At 59.9% G+C, this 16347-nt stretch carries 17 protein-coding genes; 7 read left to right on the top strand and 10 right to left on the bottom strand.

The features are described 5' to 3' along the window. Positions 1–48: 48 nt before the first annotated feature. From AC1MEW_RS19960 to astA, 6 genes are all read left to right on the top strand, one after another. On the top strand, positions 49–774 hold the full coding sequence (locus AC1MEW_RS19960) for an ABC transporter permease (protein ID WP_201257229.1): 726 nt from the start codon (positions 49–51) through the stop codon (positions 772–774). After that, positions 771–1481 (top strand): ABC transporter permease, encoded by a 711-nt coding sequence (locus tag AC1MEW_RS19955; RefSeq protein WP_201257230.1) that lies wholly within the window; start codon positions 771–773, stop codon positions 1479–1481. The genes AC1MEW_RS19960 and AC1MEW_RS19955 overlap by 4 nt, the downstream gene beginning before the upstream one ends. 52 nt (positions 1482–1533) lie before the next feature. Beyond that, complete coding sequence (locus AC1MEW_RS19950) at positions 1534–2295, top strand: ABC transporter ATP-binding protein (RefSeq protein ID WP_480423290.1); 762 nt, start codon at positions 1534–1536, stop codon at positions 2293–2295. Positions 2296–2304: 9 nt separating this feature from the next. After that, positions 2305–2784: an Lrp/AsnC family transcriptional regulator gene (locus AC1MEW_RS19945; RefSeq protein ID WP_007974731.1), complete on the top strand. Its 480-nt coding sequence runs from the start codon at positions 2305–2307 to the stop codon at positions 2782–2784. Positions 2785–3070: 286 nt separating this feature from the next. After that, positions 3071–4009, top strand: a complete 939-nt coding sequence (ctlX, locus tag AC1MEW_RS19940; RefSeq protein ID WP_201257232.1) for a citrulline utilization hydrolase CtlX — start codon at positions 3071–3073, stop codon at positions 4007–4009. Further along, positions 4006–5040, top strand: a complete 1035-nt coding sequence (gene astA, locus AC1MEW_RS19935; RefSeq protein ID WP_201257233.1) for an arginine N-succinyltransferase — start codon at positions 4006–4008, stop codon at positions 5038–5040. Before ctlX ends, astA begins: the two co-directional genes overlap by 4 nt. Positions 5041–5173: 133 nt before the next feature. On the opposite strand, the gene AC1MEW_RS19930 is transcribed toward astA, so the two are convergent. From AC1MEW_RS19930 to argH, 9 genes are all read right to left on the bottom strand, one after another. After that, positions 5174–5869, bottom strand: coding sequence for an HPP family protein (locus AC1MEW_RS19930; protein ID WP_322268435.1), 696 nt, complete (start codon positions 5867–5869; stop codon positions 5174–5176). Between the two features lie 175 nt (positions 5870–6044). After that, a complete protein-coding gene (locus AC1MEW_RS19925; RefSeq protein WP_201203732.1) occupies positions 6045–7223 on the bottom strand; it encodes an MFS transporter in 1179 nt (392 codons plus the stop codon). Positions 7224–7299: 76 nt separating this feature from the next. Further along, complete coding sequence (locus AC1MEW_RS19920) at positions 7300–8697, bottom strand: MmgE/PrpD family protein (protein ID WP_480423286.1); 1398 nt, start codon at positions 8695–8697, stop codon at positions 7300–7302. Then, positions 8694–9581, bottom strand: coding sequence for a polysaccharide deacetylase family protein (locus AC1MEW_RS19915; protein ID WP_480423284.1), 888 nt, complete (start codon positions 9579–9581; stop codon positions 8694–8696). Before AC1MEW_RS19915 ends, AC1MEW_RS19920 begins: the two co-directional genes overlap by 4 nt. Then, a complete protein-coding gene (locus tag AC1MEW_RS19910) occupies positions 9574–10422 on the bottom strand; it encodes a polysaccharide deacetylase family protein (RefSeq protein ID WP_201254960.1) in 849 nt (282 codons plus the stop codon). Before AC1MEW_RS19910 ends, AC1MEW_RS19915 begins: the two co-directional genes overlap by 8 nt. A 92-nt stretch (positions 10423–10514) precedes the next feature. Beyond that, entirely contained in the window at positions 10515–11339 is an 825-nt protein-coding gene (locus AC1MEW_RS19905) for an ABC transporter substrate-binding protein (RefSeq protein WP_201254961.1), read from the bottom strand. 53 nt (positions 11340–11392) lie between these two features. Next, positions 11393–12157 carry an amino acid ABC transporter ATP-binding protein gene (locus tag AC1MEW_RS19900; RefSeq protein ID WP_480423282.1) on the bottom strand — a complete coding sequence of 255 codons (765 nt, stop codon included), beginning with the start codon at positions 12155–12157 and terminating at the stop codon, positions 11393–11395. 10 nt (positions 12158–12167) lie between these two features. Beyond that, positions 12168–13046 carry an amino acid ABC transporter permease gene (locus AC1MEW_RS19895; RefSeq protein WP_201254963.1) on the bottom strand — a complete coding sequence of 293 codons (879 nt, stop codon included), beginning with the start codon at positions 13044–13046 and terminating at the stop codon, positions 12168–12170. Between the two features lie 86 nt (positions 13047–13132). Then, a complete protein-coding gene (gene argH, locus AC1MEW_RS19890; protein WP_480423280.1) occupies positions 13133–14560 on the bottom strand; it encodes an argininosuccinate lyase in 1428 nt (475 codons plus the stop codon). Between the two features lie 296 nt (positions 14561–14856). Between argH and AC1MEW_RS19885 the strand changes: the two genes are divergently transcribed. Then, positions 14857–15822 (top strand): LysR family transcriptional regulator, encoded by a 966-nt coding sequence (locus tag AC1MEW_RS19885; RefSeq protein ID WP_480423278.1) that lies wholly within the window; start codon positions 14857–14859, stop codon positions 15820–15822. On the opposite strand, the gene AC1MEW_RS19880 is transcribed toward AC1MEW_RS19885, so the two are convergent. After that, the gene (locus AC1MEW_RS19880; protein WP_480423276.1) at positions 15773–16336 is read right to left on the bottom strand and encodes a GNAT family N-acetyltransferase; all 564 of its coding nucleotides are present in this window, start codon (positions 16334–16336) and stop codon (positions 15773–15775) included. The genes AC1MEW_RS19885 and AC1MEW_RS19880 overlap by 50 nt on opposite strands. Between the last annotated feature and the right edge of the window lie 11 nt (positions 16337–16347).

Raw genomic sequence — 16347 nt, 5'->3', positions numbered from 1 at the left:
TAACCGGCACAGCGTTTCAACGTGGGCGCCTCAAGACAGGTGACTGGCGTGAATTCCTTCCTGAATCTGATCGGGCTCGATGTTTCGGCCCTGCAAGGCTATGGCCCATTGTTGCTGCACGGCACCTGGGTCACCCTGAAATTATCGGCGCTGTCGCTGTTGGTGAGCATGGCGCTGGGCCTGCTCGGGGCGGCGGCCAAGCTGTCGCCGCTCAAGCTGTTGAACCTGCCGGCGACGTTCTACACGACGCTGATCCGTGGCGTGCCTGACCTGGTACTGATGCTGTTGATTTTCTACAGCCTGCAAGGCTGGCTGAGCAGCCTGACCGAAGCGATGGGCTGGCCGTACATGGAAATCGACCCGTTCGTGGCCGGGATCGTCACCCTCGGTTTTATCTACGGCGCGTATTTTACCGAGACCTTTCGCGGCGCAATCCTCAGCGTGCCTCGTGGCCAGCAGGAGGCTGCGGCGTGTTTCGGTTTGAACCGCTGGCAGCGTTTCCGCTTTGTGGTGTTCCCGCAAATGATGCGGTTCGCCTTGCCGAGCCTGGGCAACAACTGGCTGGTACTGCTCAAAGCCACGGCGCTGGTGTCTATCATCGGTTTGTCGGACCTGGTCAAAGTCGCCCAAGAGGCGGGCAAGAGCACCTTCAACATGCTCGATTTCCTGCTGCTGGCGGCGGCGCTGTACTTGCTGATCACCAGCGCCTCGAACTATGTCCTGCGGGTGCTGGAGCGCCGCTATAACCAAGGCGTGCGGGGGATGGCGCGATGATCGAATTGATTGCCGAATACTGGAAACCCTTCCTGTTCAGCGATGGCTACAGCCTGACCGGGTTGGCCATGACCTTGTGGTTGCTGGTGGCGAGCATCGTGATGGGGTTCTTCCTGTCGTTGCCGCTGGCGATTCTGCGCACCTCGCGCTGGGGCCTGTTGCGCTGGCCGGTTCAACTGTTCACTTACGTGTTTCGCGGCACGCCGCTGTATATCCAGTTGCTGATTTGCTACAGCGGGATCTACGGCATCGCGGTGGTGCGTTCGCAACCGTTGCTCGAAGCGTTTTTCCGCGACGCGATGAATTGCACTTTGCTGGCGTTCACCCTCAACACCTGCGCCTACACCGTGGAGATTTTCGCCGGGGCGATCCGCAGCATTCCCTACGGTGAAATCGAGGCCGCCCACGCCTATGGCTTGAGTGGCTGGCGCTTGTATCTGCGGCTGATCCTGCCCTCGGCGTTGCGTCGGGCGCTGCCGTATTACAGCAACGAAGTGATCCTGATGTTGCACGCTACGTCGGTGGCGTTCACCGCGACCATCCCGGACATCCTCAAAATCGCCCGGGATGCAAATGCCGCGACCTTCATGACCTTTCAGGCATTCGGCATCGCCGGGTTGCTGTACCTCGCGATGTCGTTCGGCCTGGTCGGGGCGTTTCGCCTGGCGGAAAAGCGCTGGCTGAACTTCCTCGGTCCCGCTCACTAATTTATTTGTCCAGAGCTGCGCCGTAACAGGCGCGGTGGCAGGAGAGGTTTGCATGAACAAATTGACGGTCGAAAACCTGTTTAAACGCTTCGGTGACAATGAAGTGCTCAAGGGCGTCTCGTTGAACGCCAAGGCAGGGGACGTGGTGAGCATGATCGGCGCCAGTGGTTCGGGCAAAAGCACCATGCTGCGCTGCATCAACTTTCTGGAACGGGCGGACGATGGCGCCATCGAGCTCGACGGCGAACGCATCGTTACTCGCCCCGGCATAGGTGGCATGCGCGTCGCCAATCCGGCACAGTTGCAGCGCTTGCGCACGCGTCTGGCCATGGTGTTCCAGCATTTCAATTTGTGGAGCCACCTGACCGTGCTGGAGAACATCATCCTGGCGCCGTGCCGGGTGCTCGGGATCAGCCGCAAAGCCGCCGAAGAAAGTGCCCGGGCCTATCTGGACAAGGTTGGCTTGCCGCAACGAGTCGCCGATCAATACCCGGCGTTTCTCTCCGGCGGCCAGCAGCAACGGGTGGCGATTGCCCGGGCGCTGGCGGTGGAACCGGAGATTCTATTGTTCGACGAGCCGACCTCGGCACTCGACCCGGAACTGGTGGGCGAAGTGCTCAAGGTGATTCAGGCGCTGGCCGAAGAAGGCCGGACGATGTTGATGGTGACCCACGAAATGGGCTTCGCCCGGCAGGTGTCCACTCAGGTGTTGTTCTTGCACCAGGGACGGGTTGAAGAGCAGGGTGATGCGACTATCCTCGATCAACCCAGCAGCGAACGTTTACAGCAATTTTTATCAGGCCGTTTGAAGTGAGAGACGTACATGGCGGATATCCGCGATCTGTCGATCGTGCTTGATCGTATCGATCAAGCCATTATCGAAGTGCTGCGCCACGAAGGGCGCATCACCTATCAAAAGCTTTCCGAGCGCGTGCACCTGACCCCCAGGCCCTGCCTGGAACGGGTGCGCAAACTTGAACAGCTCGGGGTTATTCGCGGGTACGGGGCGATTCTCGACGAAAAGAAGCTGACACCGGGGCTGTCGCTGCTGGTGTTGGTGGCGTTGTCGAACCAGAGCGGGCGGGCAGCGCAAAAGGCTTTTGAAGCCAAGGTTCGTGCGTGTCCGCAAGTGCTGGAGTGTCGGTTGATCAGCGGCGCGTTTGATTACAGCCTGCGCATGCGCTGCCGGGACATGGAGCATTACCGGGTGCTGACCGAGGTCTGGTTTGATGATCCGGATCTGCACATCGACAAGTTGGTGAGCCATCCGGAATTGGCGATGGTCAAGACCACGATGGAGTAAGCACCAAACGACACACAACCTGTGGGAGCGGGCTTGCTCGCGAAGGCGTCATGTCAGTCAACATTGATGTTGGATGACACACCGCTTTCGCGAGCAAGCCCGCTCCCACATTGGTTTTGTGGGGTTCCGGATACCCGTATTTTCAGGATTCCCGACCCTCGCCGAATCGGCTGCCCCATCCAAAATCTTCAGCCGTTTCCATCACCCGCAACCCCCTTATCAACCGGGTTTTCCCGCCTCCGAAACAGACAATGAGCCTCTCTCAACCCTCATTGAATCTGTGCCCATGCAAACCACCAATACCGTTTTGATGATTCGCCCGACACGTTTTTCCTTCAATCAGGACACGGCGGCGAACAACCGTTTCCAGCGCCCGGCGGCAGTGGCCGAAGACGTCCAGCTCAAGGCCCTGCAAGAATTCGATGGCTATGTCGCCGCACTGCGCGGGCACGGCGTTGAAGTGTTGGTGCACAACGACGCCGAAGCGCCGCACACCCCGGATTCGATCTTCCCCAACAATTGGTGGAGCAGCCACCCCGACGGCACGCTGGTGCTGTACCCGATGCAGGGCCACAACCGGCGGCTGGAGCGGGACAAAGGTGTGCTCGACTGGTTGCGGGATGAGTACCGGGTGGAACAGCTCCTCGACTTGTCCAGCCTTGAACAGCAGGAAGTGTTCCTCGAAGGCACCGGCAGCATGGTGCTGGATCGTCAGCAACGGATTTGCTACGCCGGTTACTCCACCCGCACCCACGCCAAAGCGTTGGATCAGGTAGTCAGTCATCTGGGTTACGAGCTGTGCGCGTTCAACGCGATGGACCGTCAGGGCGTCGCGATTTACCACACCAACGTAATGATGAGCGTCGGCACACGCCTGGCCATCGCCTGCCTGGCGTCGGTCACCAATCCCGGCGAACGCCTGGCCCTGCGTAAACGTCTGGAAGACAGCGGCAAGCAAGTCATCGCTCTCGATTGGGCGCAGCTGGAATCCTTCGCCGGCAACATGCTGGAAGTCCACAACGCGGCGGGCGAGCCGGTGCTGGTGATGTCGCGCACCGCCTGGCAGTCGCTGGATAGCGCTCAACAGCGTTTGATCGAAACCCACACCACGCCGCTACCGGTAAACATCGACACCATCGAACGCATCGGTGGCGGCAGTGCGCGCTGCATGTTGGCCGAGGTTTTCCTGCCCAAACAACGAGCACTCAAGGAGCACCAGCGATGATCGTCCGTCCCGCCACACCTAACGATTTACCGGAACTCCTGGCGCTGGCCCATAGCGCCGGCACTGGTTTGACCACGTTGCCCGCCGACGCCGCACGCTTGCGCCAACGCCTGGAATGGGCGGCGAAAACCTTTGCCGGCGACGCTGAGCGCGCCGATGCCGATTACCTGTTTGTGCTGGAAAACGATGCGCACGAAGCGATCGGCATCTGCGCCCTGGCCGGTGCCGTCGGGCTGCGCGAGCCTTGGTACAACTATCGTCTGGGGTTGTTTGTGGCGGCCTCGAAAAAACTCGGGATCAATCAGCAGATGCCGACGCTGTTCCTGGGCAACGACATGACCGGCCATTCGGAACTGTGTTCGCTGTTCCTGCACGCCGATCATCGCAGCGGACTCAATGGCCGTTTGCTGTCCAAGGCGCGGTTTCTGTTTCTGGCGGAGTTTCGTGAGAAGTTTGGCGACAAGGTCATCGCCGAGATGCGCGGTTACTCGGACGACGAGGGCGTTTCACCGTTCTGGGAAGGCTTGGGGCGGCACTTTTTCAAGATGGATTTTGCCGACGCCGACTACCTGACCGGGCTGGGTAACAAGACCTTTATCGCTGAGCTGATGCCCAAGTTCCCGTTGCCGACCTGTCTGCTGCCGGAAGAGGCGCGCTCGGTGATTGGTCGGGTGCATCCGAACACCGAACCGGCGCTGGGCATGCTCAAGGCCGAAGGGTTTGAGCATCGGGACTACATCGACATCTTTGACGGCGGGCCGTTGATTGAATGCGCCACCGGGGATATTCGGGCGGTGCGCGATAGCCAGGTGCTGCAACTGAGCATCGGCACGCCGGGGGAGCAAGCGGCGACTTATTTGATTCACAATCGCCAGTTTGCTGACTGCCGGATTACTGCGGCTGCGGCGCGGGTGGCGGCAGGGACGTTGATTGTGGATGCGCAGACGGCTAAGGCGCTGGGGTTGGGTGTGGGAAGTTCGGTGCGGGCGGTGAGTCTGGCGGTGCCGGTGCAGCAACAATCGGCAGCCTGACCGGTTTTTTGGCCCGACACCGTACATGTGGGAGCGGGCTTGCTCGCGAAGGGGCCGTGTCAGTCAACAATGATGCAACATGACACACCGCTTTCGCGAGCAAGCCCGCTCCCACATGGGGTTCTGTGTTGTGTCAGGTTCTGCTGCTGAGCACTTCACCAATGCTGCGCCGCTTGGCATGCAGCTCACTGGCATGGATCAGCTGTTCAAGGTCTTGTGGCGTGACGTCGATGAAGGCCTCCATCTCCGCCAACGCCCGTTGTAAATCCTCGGCGGTGATGGCCTGGCTGTCGGCCGACGGCATGACCGGTTCCGGCTCGGCGGGTCGTTTGGGATAGCGAATGAGCGTCAAGTTGTTGTACGCCAGCGCGCTGAGCAGCATCGCCGAGGCGCCGAGCATCACAGGGCCGAGGGCTTTCCAGTCCAGGGCGATGGTTGCCGGGTCGGCCAACACCAACAGCAGCGCCAACGCTCCGGCCGGGGGATGCAGGCAACGCAGCCAACACATCAACATCAACGCCATACCCGCTGCCAGGCACGCGCTGCCCAAAGTTCGCCCGAGCACATGAGCGACCAGCAGTGAAATCACCCCGGCGCTCAAGTAACCACCCAAAATCGACCAGGGCTGGGCGAGGGCGCCGGAAGATACGGCGAACAACAACACCGCCGACGCACCCAACGGACCGACCAAGTGCTGCGCCACTTCAATGCCGAATACCTGGCTGCACAGCCAGACGCTGAACAGCGTGCCCAGGGACATACCGATGGCTGCGCGGCTCCATTCCGAGGGGCGGGTGTTGATGGCGGCGGGTAACCAGCGAGCAAGCATGATGACAATCGATCCGTTGACAGAACCCTTGGCCCAAAAACATGAGCCAAAAAAAAGGCTTAGCTGGGAAACCCAGAAAGCCCTTGAAGTTGTTCCAACTATTGGGGGAGGAACGGGCACAGTGTGCCGTTCATTCCTGATGCTGACAAATTCATATTAATGCAGCTTCAGTGCATTATTTTTGCAGTATCGCCACCCGCCGGCCCGCCATGAAGCACAGGGTTCCGCCCATCGCGGTCAATGCGCAGAGGGCGTAGAACATTGTCGGCGCCGGGGTGTGCATTAACAGGTAGCCACAAATCACCGGGCTCAAGGCACCGCCCAACGCCGCGAGGTTTTGCGCGCCGTAGTAACTGCCGCGCAGTTCTTCCGGGGCCAGGGTGTCGACGAAGAGGAATTCCGCCGGGTAAATGATCATTTCACCGAGGGTGAAAATGAACATCGCCACACACCAGCTCACCAGACCGTCGGCCAGGCTGAAACCGATCAAACCCAAAATGAACAAGCCGGTGCCGCCAGCAATCCAGTAGCGCAGTTGCTCACGTTTGAGGAAGCGGCCGATCTGGTATTGCAGCAGGATCACGCTGATAGCGTTGCAGGCGAGCAGGGCGGCCATGGTTTCCAGGGCGCGCTTGGAGTCATGGGTCACCAGCAGGTATTGCGACAGGTACAAGGTGAAACGGCCATGGACCACGGTGCTGAACAGGCAGCCGCAGGTGAACATGATCAAGGTGCGGTCGTTTTTGAGGGTGGTCAGGGTCTTGAGAAAGCTCTGGGGCTGGCCGAGGGTGGTTGTCTGCGCCGGGTCTTTCGGAATCCCGCTCATCAAGAAGATACTGAAGAACGCGATGCCGCCAGCAATCAGGAACGGTGCAATCGGATACACCCCGGCGATCACCACACCGAGCATCGGCCCGGTGGCGTAGCCGATATTGGTCAAGGTGTAGCGCAGGGAAAACGCCTTGGCCCGTTGGCCCATGGGCAGGTTTTCGCTGAGGATCGCTTTTGAGCCGATCAGAAATAATGCGGAGGCGGTTTCGGTGATCACCAGGGTCGCGGTGGTCAGGTACAGGTTCTGGGCGAAGGTCAGCAGCACGAAGCCGATGGCGCTGGAGAGCATGGCCAGGATCAACAGCCGACGCTTTTCCAGACGGTCGATAATGTAACCGCCGTAAAGGGCGAGCAGGGTGGCGATGAACACCGCGATGCCCAGCAGCAGACCAACGTCCTGTTGGTTGAGACCGAGTTTGTTGCTCAGGAATAGTGTGAGCAACGGGCTGGTGATGGCGCGGCTGACGACGATGGTCAGCGAGCAAATCATCAACCGGCGGATAACGAGCGAGTAAGTGGCCACGGTGGTGCAAATATCCTTATTCAGATGTTAACGAGGTGTCGCCGCCAATCGCGAGCAGGCTCAAGCAACGCCTTTCTCATGTCAGCCACCGATCAAGCAGGCAAACCGATTCCAACTCTTCAACCCGCCACAACTGCTCAAGCAATTCTTCAGCCTGGTGCCGCGACATCACTCGCTCAGCCAGACTGAAAAACTTCTCCTCCAGCGCCCCATCACTCAACGGATTCCCCGGCGCCCCCAACGGCACCTCAACACACAGGCTCGCCTGCCGACCGTCCACGGTCCGCACGCTCACGACGGGCTCGCCATCCTCTGACAGTTGCGAGTCCACTTCAAGCCGGATACGCGACATCCAGTGCGCCATTCGTGGGTCGCTGCGTTGAGCCTCGTCATACGCTTCCAACCGGCAATGCCCCAGGACCAGCCGCGCCGCAAGCGCATACCGCAAACTCATCTGCGCTGCCGCCAGACTGGCGACTTCCTGCCCGCCGCACATGTCCTGCAAAAACCCGCACAGCGACACCTGAATGTCTTCGACTTGATCAGCGCTGACCTGCAACTGCGCCAGCAACAGCCCCAGCGCATCAATCGCCGAGTGCGTCCCGCGGCACGCCGCGTAAGGCTTGATCGAGCAGCGGGCGAGTTTCCATACCCGGCCCAAGTCAGCGTCCAGCGCCTCAGGCACGGCGGTATTACCCGCTAGCGTCTTGAGAAATCCACCCCAGACGTCTTCAAACAACTTCGTCGGCCCGGTGATGCCGCACTGGGCAAAGCGTGCGGCCAGCAAACCACCTTCGGCCGCTCGACCAGTGTGGAGTTTTTTGCTTTGCGAGCCGTCATGAATGAACGCCCAAAGTCCGCCGCTGAAGCTGCCGGCGATACCAAGCGCTGACAAGGTTTGTGCCGCATCGAGGCCGAGAATCCGTGCACTCGCCGCCGCTGCACCGAACACGCCGCAGGTTGCTGTGGAGTGCCAGCCAGCGCCGTTATGCGCCGAGTAGCTGCCGCAGGCTTCCAGCACCCGACGGCCGATTTCATAGCCAATGACCACGGCGGTGATGAACTCCCGGCCGCTGACGATTCTTTCCGACATCGACACTGCTGCCATGATTGCCGGCAGCACGACGGCGCCGGAATGATCGCAGCCACCGGTATCGTCCAGTTCCAGGGCATGGGCGGCGATGCCATTGAGCATCGCCGCCTGCGCAGCACCGACCCGCCAATCGGTGCCCCAGACCGGCGTGTTGCCGGTTTCACCTTCAAACACTGCCCGTGCCTGTTTCGCCACTTCACTGCCAGCCCCGGCCAGGGTCGCGCCGAAGGTATCGAGAATATGCCGCTTGGCTCGCTCCACCAGCGCCACCGGCAAATCCTCAAATCGCGTATCGACACAAAACTGCGCCAGGTGCTCCATTCGAAGCACCCCACTGTAGGAGCTGCCGAAGGCTGCGATCTCTTGATCTTGCTCGCTCATACCCCGTAATCCCGATAATGCCGCTCGTAAACAGCCGCCGGGTGATCTTCGGCCACAGCCGCCGGCGAATCCGCCCACCACTTCGATACTTCGCCCGCCGTGGCGATCCAAACGTCGTTGTGCTGCTGAATCCCTTCCAGCAACTCGCGCAACACGCCGATGCGTCCTGGCGTTGCGATGATTTCCGGGTGCAGTCGCAGTACGTAACACAGGCCGAATCGGTGAAACCCGGCGAAGTCCATTTGCAGGTTGCCCAGGGTATGGCTGTAGGAGGCGATTCGCGATTGCGCCGGTGGCACGGCCGGGCTGAGGTTGAAGGCGAAGTAAGGTTCGTCTTCCAGTTCGTAATGCAGCGGCAACTCGATCACCTCGGGCGCCGTAGGGTGAGAGAACGGCAAATCATCGCCTCGCCACGACGAAGACCAGCGGATACCTTGATCCCGCAACGCCTCGATAAACCCCGGCGCACCGTTGCCGGCCGGGATGCGAAACCCGGTCGGCCGTTGGCCGGTCAGCGTGGTCAAGGCTTCGCAGCCCTTGGCGATCTCGGCGCTTTGCTCGGCCAGGGAAAGATTGTCGTAGTTCTGATGGCGATACCCGGCACAGGCAATCTCATGTCCACCGGACTGGATCGCCCGAAGATGCTCGGGGTTTTCCTCGGCGACGATGCCGGGAATGCACCAGCTACTGGTGACGCCGAGTTCTGCGAACAACCCGAGCAAACGGTCGACGCCGCGTTGGCTGCCGTACCGCCAGACGGACAGGGTCTTGTCACGCCCGGCGACCTCCGGAGCCTGGGTCAGGATGCCGTGGATGTCGTTGTAATCGACGGTCAATACGACGGCGCAGCGATAGCCGTCGGGCCAGACTGTGGAATCAACCATGGTGATGCTCCTTCAGCCACCACTGGGCGACATCGCGGCAGGTGGCGAACCACACGTCATCGCGCTGGCGCATGTGGTCGAAGAGTTTTTCCAGCAACAGGATGCGTCCCGGCTTGCCGGTGATTTTGGGGTGGAACAGGGTGGTCAGGCACAGCCCTTCGTTCATGGCGCCGTCGTATTCGCGGCGCCAGTTGTCCAGGGTCAGCTCGTAGCTTGCGGTGCGGTCCAGCCCGGAAGGGAAGTCCGGCGCACGGGTGTAGGCGAGGGAGGCGTAGTCGTCCATTTCCCAACGGCCGGGGATTTCCACCAGCGGTGTGTCGAAGCCGGGAACATTGACGAGGTACGGGCGGTCATCGCCGCGCATGCTGCTGGAATAGGTCACGCCGGCCTCCACCAGCATCGCCGGGGTTTCGGCGCGCCAGTCGCCGGACGGCGTGCGAAAACCTTCGGCGCGGATGTTCAGGTGCTTCCAGAACACCTCGCGGGATTTCTTCATCACGTCCTTTTGCTGATCCAGCGTCAGGGCGTAAAAGGATTCGTGTTTGTAGCCGTGGTACGCCACCTCATGCCCGCGCTCGACAATCGCCTGGCACTGTTTCGGCCAGTTCTCCACGACCCAGGCCGGGACGAAGAACGTTGTCGGGATCTGGAACGCGTCGAGCAAATCGAGGATTCGCGGCAGGGCGCGGTAGGGCCCGTACCCGCCGAAGCCAAAGTACTCGGGCTTGTGCCAGATCGAGCCGTTAAGCATCGCATCGCCGGTGGGGCCATCGAGGTCGAAGGCCAGGGCGAGACAGGCTTTGTGCTGGTCGGGCCAGGTGGGTTGGGGTGAGGAGGACATCTTTGCGCTCCAACAATTTATAAGTAAACGACGAACCCTGTGGGAGCGGGCAAGCCTCGCTCCTACAGGGCAAGCATCCATCCCTTGCAGGTTTATTTGCCGGCGTTGATGGTCACCGTTTTGATCGCACCCAGTTCCAGGTCCCATTTCTTCAGGATGGTCTGGTAGCTGCCGTCATCGATCATGCTCTGCAACGCCACTTTCACCGCTTCACTCAGCTCAGGCTTTTTCTTGCTCAAACCCATGCCGGAGAACTGCACGGAAATCGGTTGGCCTACGGTTTTGTAGGTGTCCTTTTCCTGAGTCTTCAGGTACGACAAGGTCTCGCTACCCTGCATCGCCGCATCGATCCGGCTCTGACGCAGTTGCGCACGGGCATCCGCCGAGCCCTCAGTGCCGACCACCACAATCGCCGGTTTGCCGGCTGCTTCACAGTGAGCCTTGCTGTATTCAGCAATCTCCGCCGGGAAGGTGGTGCGTCGGCTGGTGCCGACTTTCTTGCCACACAGGTCGGTGATCTCGTTGGTGTCCTTGTTTTTCTGCAAGGTGTAGAACTGCGGGCCGCTGGTGAAGTAGTCGACGAAGGTCACGCTGGCCTGACGTTCGACAGTGTCGGTCATCCCCGACAGGACCATGTCGACGCGGTCAGTGGTCAGCGCGTTGATCATTTGCTCGAAGCCGGTTTCCTGCCATTTGATTTTCACGCCCAGGCGCTCGGCCAGGGCGTTGCCCAGGTCGTAGTCCAAACCGGTCAGGGTGTTGGTGGCCGGGTCTTTGAAATCCATCGGCGGATAGTTCGGCATGATCGCTACGACGATCTCGCCCTTGGCCTTGATGCTGGCCGGCAACTCGGCGGCAAACGTGACGCTGGAAGCCATCAGGCCGGCGAGTACTGCTGGAATAACGAAATTCTTCATGGTCGTTCTCTTATGAGTGTTGTGAGGCGGCTCTTGTTTTCCAAGCACGGCACCTAGGTTCGAACGGCAGAAATGAAGCTTTGGGTGCGCGGGTTTTGTGGGCTTATTAGTATTTCTTCGGGGCTTCCAGCCTCCACGATCTGCCCGCCGTCCATAAACACCATGCGGTTGGAAACCTCGCGAGCGAAGCCCAGTTCATGGGTGACGACGATCATGGTCATGCCGGTTTGCGCCAGATCGCGCATCACCGACAGCACCTCACCGACCAGTTCCGGGTCGAGTGCCGAAGTGGGTTCATCGAACAGCATCAGCTTGGGCCGCATCGCCAGGGCGCGGGCAATCGCCACCCGTTGCTGCTGGCCGCCAGAGAGTTCAATCGGGTAGCTGTTGCGTTTGTCGGCCAGGCCGACGCGGGCGAGCAATTCCAGGGCTTCTTCGTGCGCTTCTTTGGGCGAGCGCTTGAGCACCTGGCACGGGCCTTCGATGATGTTTTGCAGCACAGTCATGTGCGGGAACAGGTTGAAACGCTGGAACACCATGCCGGTGGCCAGGCGTTGCCGGGCGATCTGCGATTCGTTGAGTTCGTGCAATTTGTTGCCGACCACGCGGTAACCCACCAGCTCGCCGTCGACCCAGAGGCCGCCCTTATCAATTTTCTCAAGCTGATTGACGCAGCGCAGCAAGGTGCTTTTGCCCGAGCCGGACGGGCCGATGATGCACAGCACTTCGCCTTGCTCGACTTCGATGTTGATGTTCTTGAGCGCGTGGTACTGGTCGTAATATTTGTTCAGGCTCACAGCCTTGACGATGCTTCTCATGTCGGATTCCTCAAGAACGCTTGCCGGCGCCGCGAGCGAAACGACGCTCCAGACGGCTTTGACCAAAGGACAGAACGGTGACGGCGGCCAGGTACCAGATACCGGCGACGATCAGCAACTCCATGACCCGGGCGTTGGCGTAGTAGATGTTCTGGGCGTTGTAGAGCAGTTCCGAGTACTGGATGACGCTCGCCAGCGAGGTCATTTTCACCATGCCGATGAACTCGTTGCCGACTGGCGGAATGATGATCCGCATCGCTTGCGGCAAGATGATCCGGCGTAGCGCCTGCAAGCGCGGCATGCCGATCGACTTGGCGGCTTCGTACTGGCCGGTGTCCACCGACAACAGGCCGGCGCGCACCACTTCAGCGGTGTAGGCGCCCTGGTTGATGCTCAAGCCGAGCAGGGCGGCCACGAACGGCGTCATCAGGCTCACGGTGTCGAGTTCAAACAGGCCAGGGATTCCGATGGTAGGAAAAATCAGCGCCAGGTTGAACCACAACAGCAGTTGCAGGATCAGCGGCGTACCGCGGAACAGCCAGGTGTAGGTCACCGCCACGTAGCGCAGGATCGGGTTGGCCGACATGCGCATAATCGCAGTAATCACCCCGAAGACGATGCCCAGCGCCATTGCCAACACTGCCATGACGATGGTGTTGAACAAACCCCACATAATCGCCTGCGAGGTGACGAACTGGCCGATGTAGGACCATTCGATCTTGCCTTCGGCAAAGGCGCGGACCAGGCCGAGAATGGCGATGACGATCACGGTGGCGAAGAAAATCCGCCCGTAATAGCGCCGTGGCACATGGTGGTACTGGGTGATATCGAACTGGTTGTCCGCCAGTTTGCGCTCCGCCTGGAGTCGTTCTGCCTGAGTCTGGCTCATGATGTTTCTCCGTACACTGGTATTTCAGATCGGCACGATCACTGTGGGAGCGAGCAAGCTCGCTCCCACAGGTGCTTCGTCTTGGCTTAAAGACGAAAGCCCTGATAGTTCTCGGTCCACTGCTGCTGGGCGGCGAGGGCGGTTTTCAAGCGACCGATCTGCTCGCGCACCTGTTGCGGCGCGGTGCCGCCCCAGCCACTGCGTGCAGCGATGGCGGCTTCCAGCGTCAGGCTGTCGCGCACTTCCGGGGTCAGGCGTGGATCAATCTCGGCCAGCAGCGCCGGGGAGGCTTCCCACAATTCGATGTCGTGTTTCTCACAGGCCTGGACCAGCGCGCCGGTGATTTCATGGGCTTCCTTGAACGGCACGCCGCGCATGGCCAGCCAGTCGGCGACTTCGGTAGCGAGGGTGAAGCCCAATGGCGCCTGACGCCGCAGTTCTTCAACGTTGACCTTCATGGTCGCGACCATCCCCGCCATGGCCGGCAGTACCAGCAGCAGGGTGTCGACGCTGTCGAGCACACCGTTTTTGTCTTCGCTGAGGTCGCGGTTGTAGGACAGCGGCAGGGACTTGAGCGTCGACAGCAGTCCGGTGAGGTTGCCGATCAAGCGGCCAGCCTTGCCGCGAGCGAGTTCGGCGATGTCCGGGTTTTTCTTCTGCGGCATGATCGAACTGCCGGTGGCGTAGGCATCGTCCAGTGCGACCCAGCGAAATTGCCGCGACGACCACAGGCAAAACTCTTCGGCGAGGCGGGAAATATTGATCCCGAGCATGCTGGCGATAAACAGGAATTCGGCGACGTGGTCACGACTGGCTACAGCGTCGATGGAGTTTTCGCACACGCCGCTGTAGCCCATTTCCTTCGCGGACTGCTGCGGCAGGCGAGCGATGGCGGAACCGGCCATGGCCGCCGCGCCGAGTGGCGACAGCGAGGTGCGCACATCCCAGTCCACCAGGCGTTGTACGTCACGCAGCATCGATTGGGCGTGAGCCAGCAAGTGGTGAGCGAAAACGATCGGTTGCGCCTGCTGCAAGTGGGTGAAACCCGGGCAGATGCTTTCGATGTGTTGTTCTGCCTGATCCACCAGCGCTTGCTGCAAGGCCAACACTTCAACGGCCAGGGTGCGGACGTGATCACGCAGAAACAGGCGCAGGTCGTTGGCGGTCTGGTCGTTACGCGAGCGGCCAGCACGCAGCTTGCCGCCAAGGGCGCCGAGGCGTTCGGTCAGCAGGCGTTCGATGAAGGTGTGGACGTCTTCATCGTCCAGGGTCGGGGCGATGCTGCCGGCGCGGAAGTCAGCGCCGATCTGATCCAGAGCGCCAAGCATGGTCTGGGTTTCTTGCTCGCTCAACAGACCGGCGCGTTGCAGTTCCCCGGCATGCGCCTTGGAACCGGCCAGGTCGTATGGGGTGAGGCGAAAGTAGCGCTCAGGACAACGGGACAGGGCCGCCAGGGCTTCGGACGGGCCGCTTTTGAAGCGAGCACCCCAGAGACGGTCGGTGGTTTGAGACATTGTTATTTTCCTCGTCGGTAAAGCGAACTGAATACGGTCTGTAAAGCCCTGAACACTCGCCGGAAATTATTCGGGCGTGGTTAGGCCAAAGCAGTTTTCAAGAGGGCAGTTTCATCGTTACGAGAGCTGATCGAAGTGTCAGCTTTTAATGGTGCGGAATCAGTGAGTTGGCACTCAGGTACGGAATTTATTAGCGGTTGCCAAGCCTGGTTTTCTGTGTTCATTATTATTAGCCAGCGTTATTTTTGTTGTTGGACACAGAGTGTTGAATAGGGCGTCAGAGGTAAATAAGCATTATGGAAACCCCACTTTCCAATTCCGGAAACCCGCCGCCAAAACCGCCTCATCGGGCACCGTTGGCGCTCAGTGGTCTGGACTTTAAATTGCTCAAAGTGTTTAAGGCCGTGGTCGAGGCCGGCGGCTTCAGCGCCGCCCAGAACGAGCTGAATGTGGGTCTGGCAGCCATCAGCAAACAGATCTCCGACCTTGAGATTCGCATCGGCATGCGCCTTTGCACCCGCGGTCGAGAGGGGTTTCACCTGACCGAAGAAGGGCGTCTGGTGTATCAGGCGTCAATTGATTTATTTGCCTCGGTCGATAACTTTCGTGATCGCCTTAGTTCTGCGCAGAATGAACTGATTGGCGACTTTGGTGTAGGGGTTATTGATAACACCATCTCCGATCCTAATTCGCCGTTAGTTGCAGCGCTTAGACGAATTAATGAGGAGTCGCCGAGAGTAAGGTTTCAACTTCAAGCTTCGCAACTGGATGAAGTTGAACGTGGCGTAGTGGAGGGAAGACTAGTCGCGGGGATCGTGCCGGTTTATCAACGACGGGAGGAGTTCGATTACTACGCGCTGTATGAAGAACGCTCCGAGGCTTACTGCGCGGTCGGGCATCCGTTGTTCTCAGTGCCAGAGGCGGAGATCGGCACCAATGTGCTCAAGGACTACGAGTGCATCAACCACCGTTACGCGATACACCGCGACAAACTGAATTTCGCCCACTACGACAGCTTTTCAGCCTCGGCGACCCAGGTGGAAGCTGTAGCGCTGCTGGTCAAGACCGGCCGTTTTGTGGGCTTCTTGCCGCAACATTACGCTCTAAACCTGGTGGCCCAAGGACAGTTTCGGGCGGTCCGCCCGGACCTGATCAGCATCGTGACGCCGTTCAATCTGATCCTGCGGCACAACACTGTACGCAGCCCGCTGGTCAAGGCGTTTGCCCTGGCGCTGGGGGTCGATTTAAAGGTGCCGGCCTGAGGATTAAACACATTGCGCAACGCCGTTCGGCAGGCAAACCGTGGGCGACTTCGTTGCTCAATACCGCCCTTAAACGTGAGTCCAGATATGCGTGGCTTAGTGTTTCAAAGCCCAAGCGTTGATAAAACGCTTCATTCCACGGCAGGTCGCGAAACGTGGTCAGGGTCAGACCGTAGAGTTCTCGTTTTCGCGAGTATTCAATTGCCGCCAGAAGTAACTTGCGACCAATACCCTGGCCCTGAAAGTGTTGGCTGACAGACAGTTCCTGAATATGCAGTTGGTTGTCGACTTCAATGGCGCTGAGAAACCCCGTAAGTGCGCCATCGGCGGATTGCGCGACCCAAACATCTGCGGTTTCTATGGCGTGCAGGTGTTGTTGTGTGTCTGTGACCGAAGCGTCGGCTAACCAGGCGAGTGCAGGGTCGGCGCGAAACAACGCCGCTGCCGAACGCTCGATGGCGGGGAGGGAGTCTGCGTCGGTGGGTTGGGCACGGCGGAGGGTGATGATGTTCATGCGGGCATGAT

The sequence above is a fragment of the Pseudomonas sp. ASL4 genome (assembly GCF_056680395.1).
Note: the sequence above shows the minus strand (reverse complement) of the source record. Positions and strands in the feature narration are given on the sequence as shown.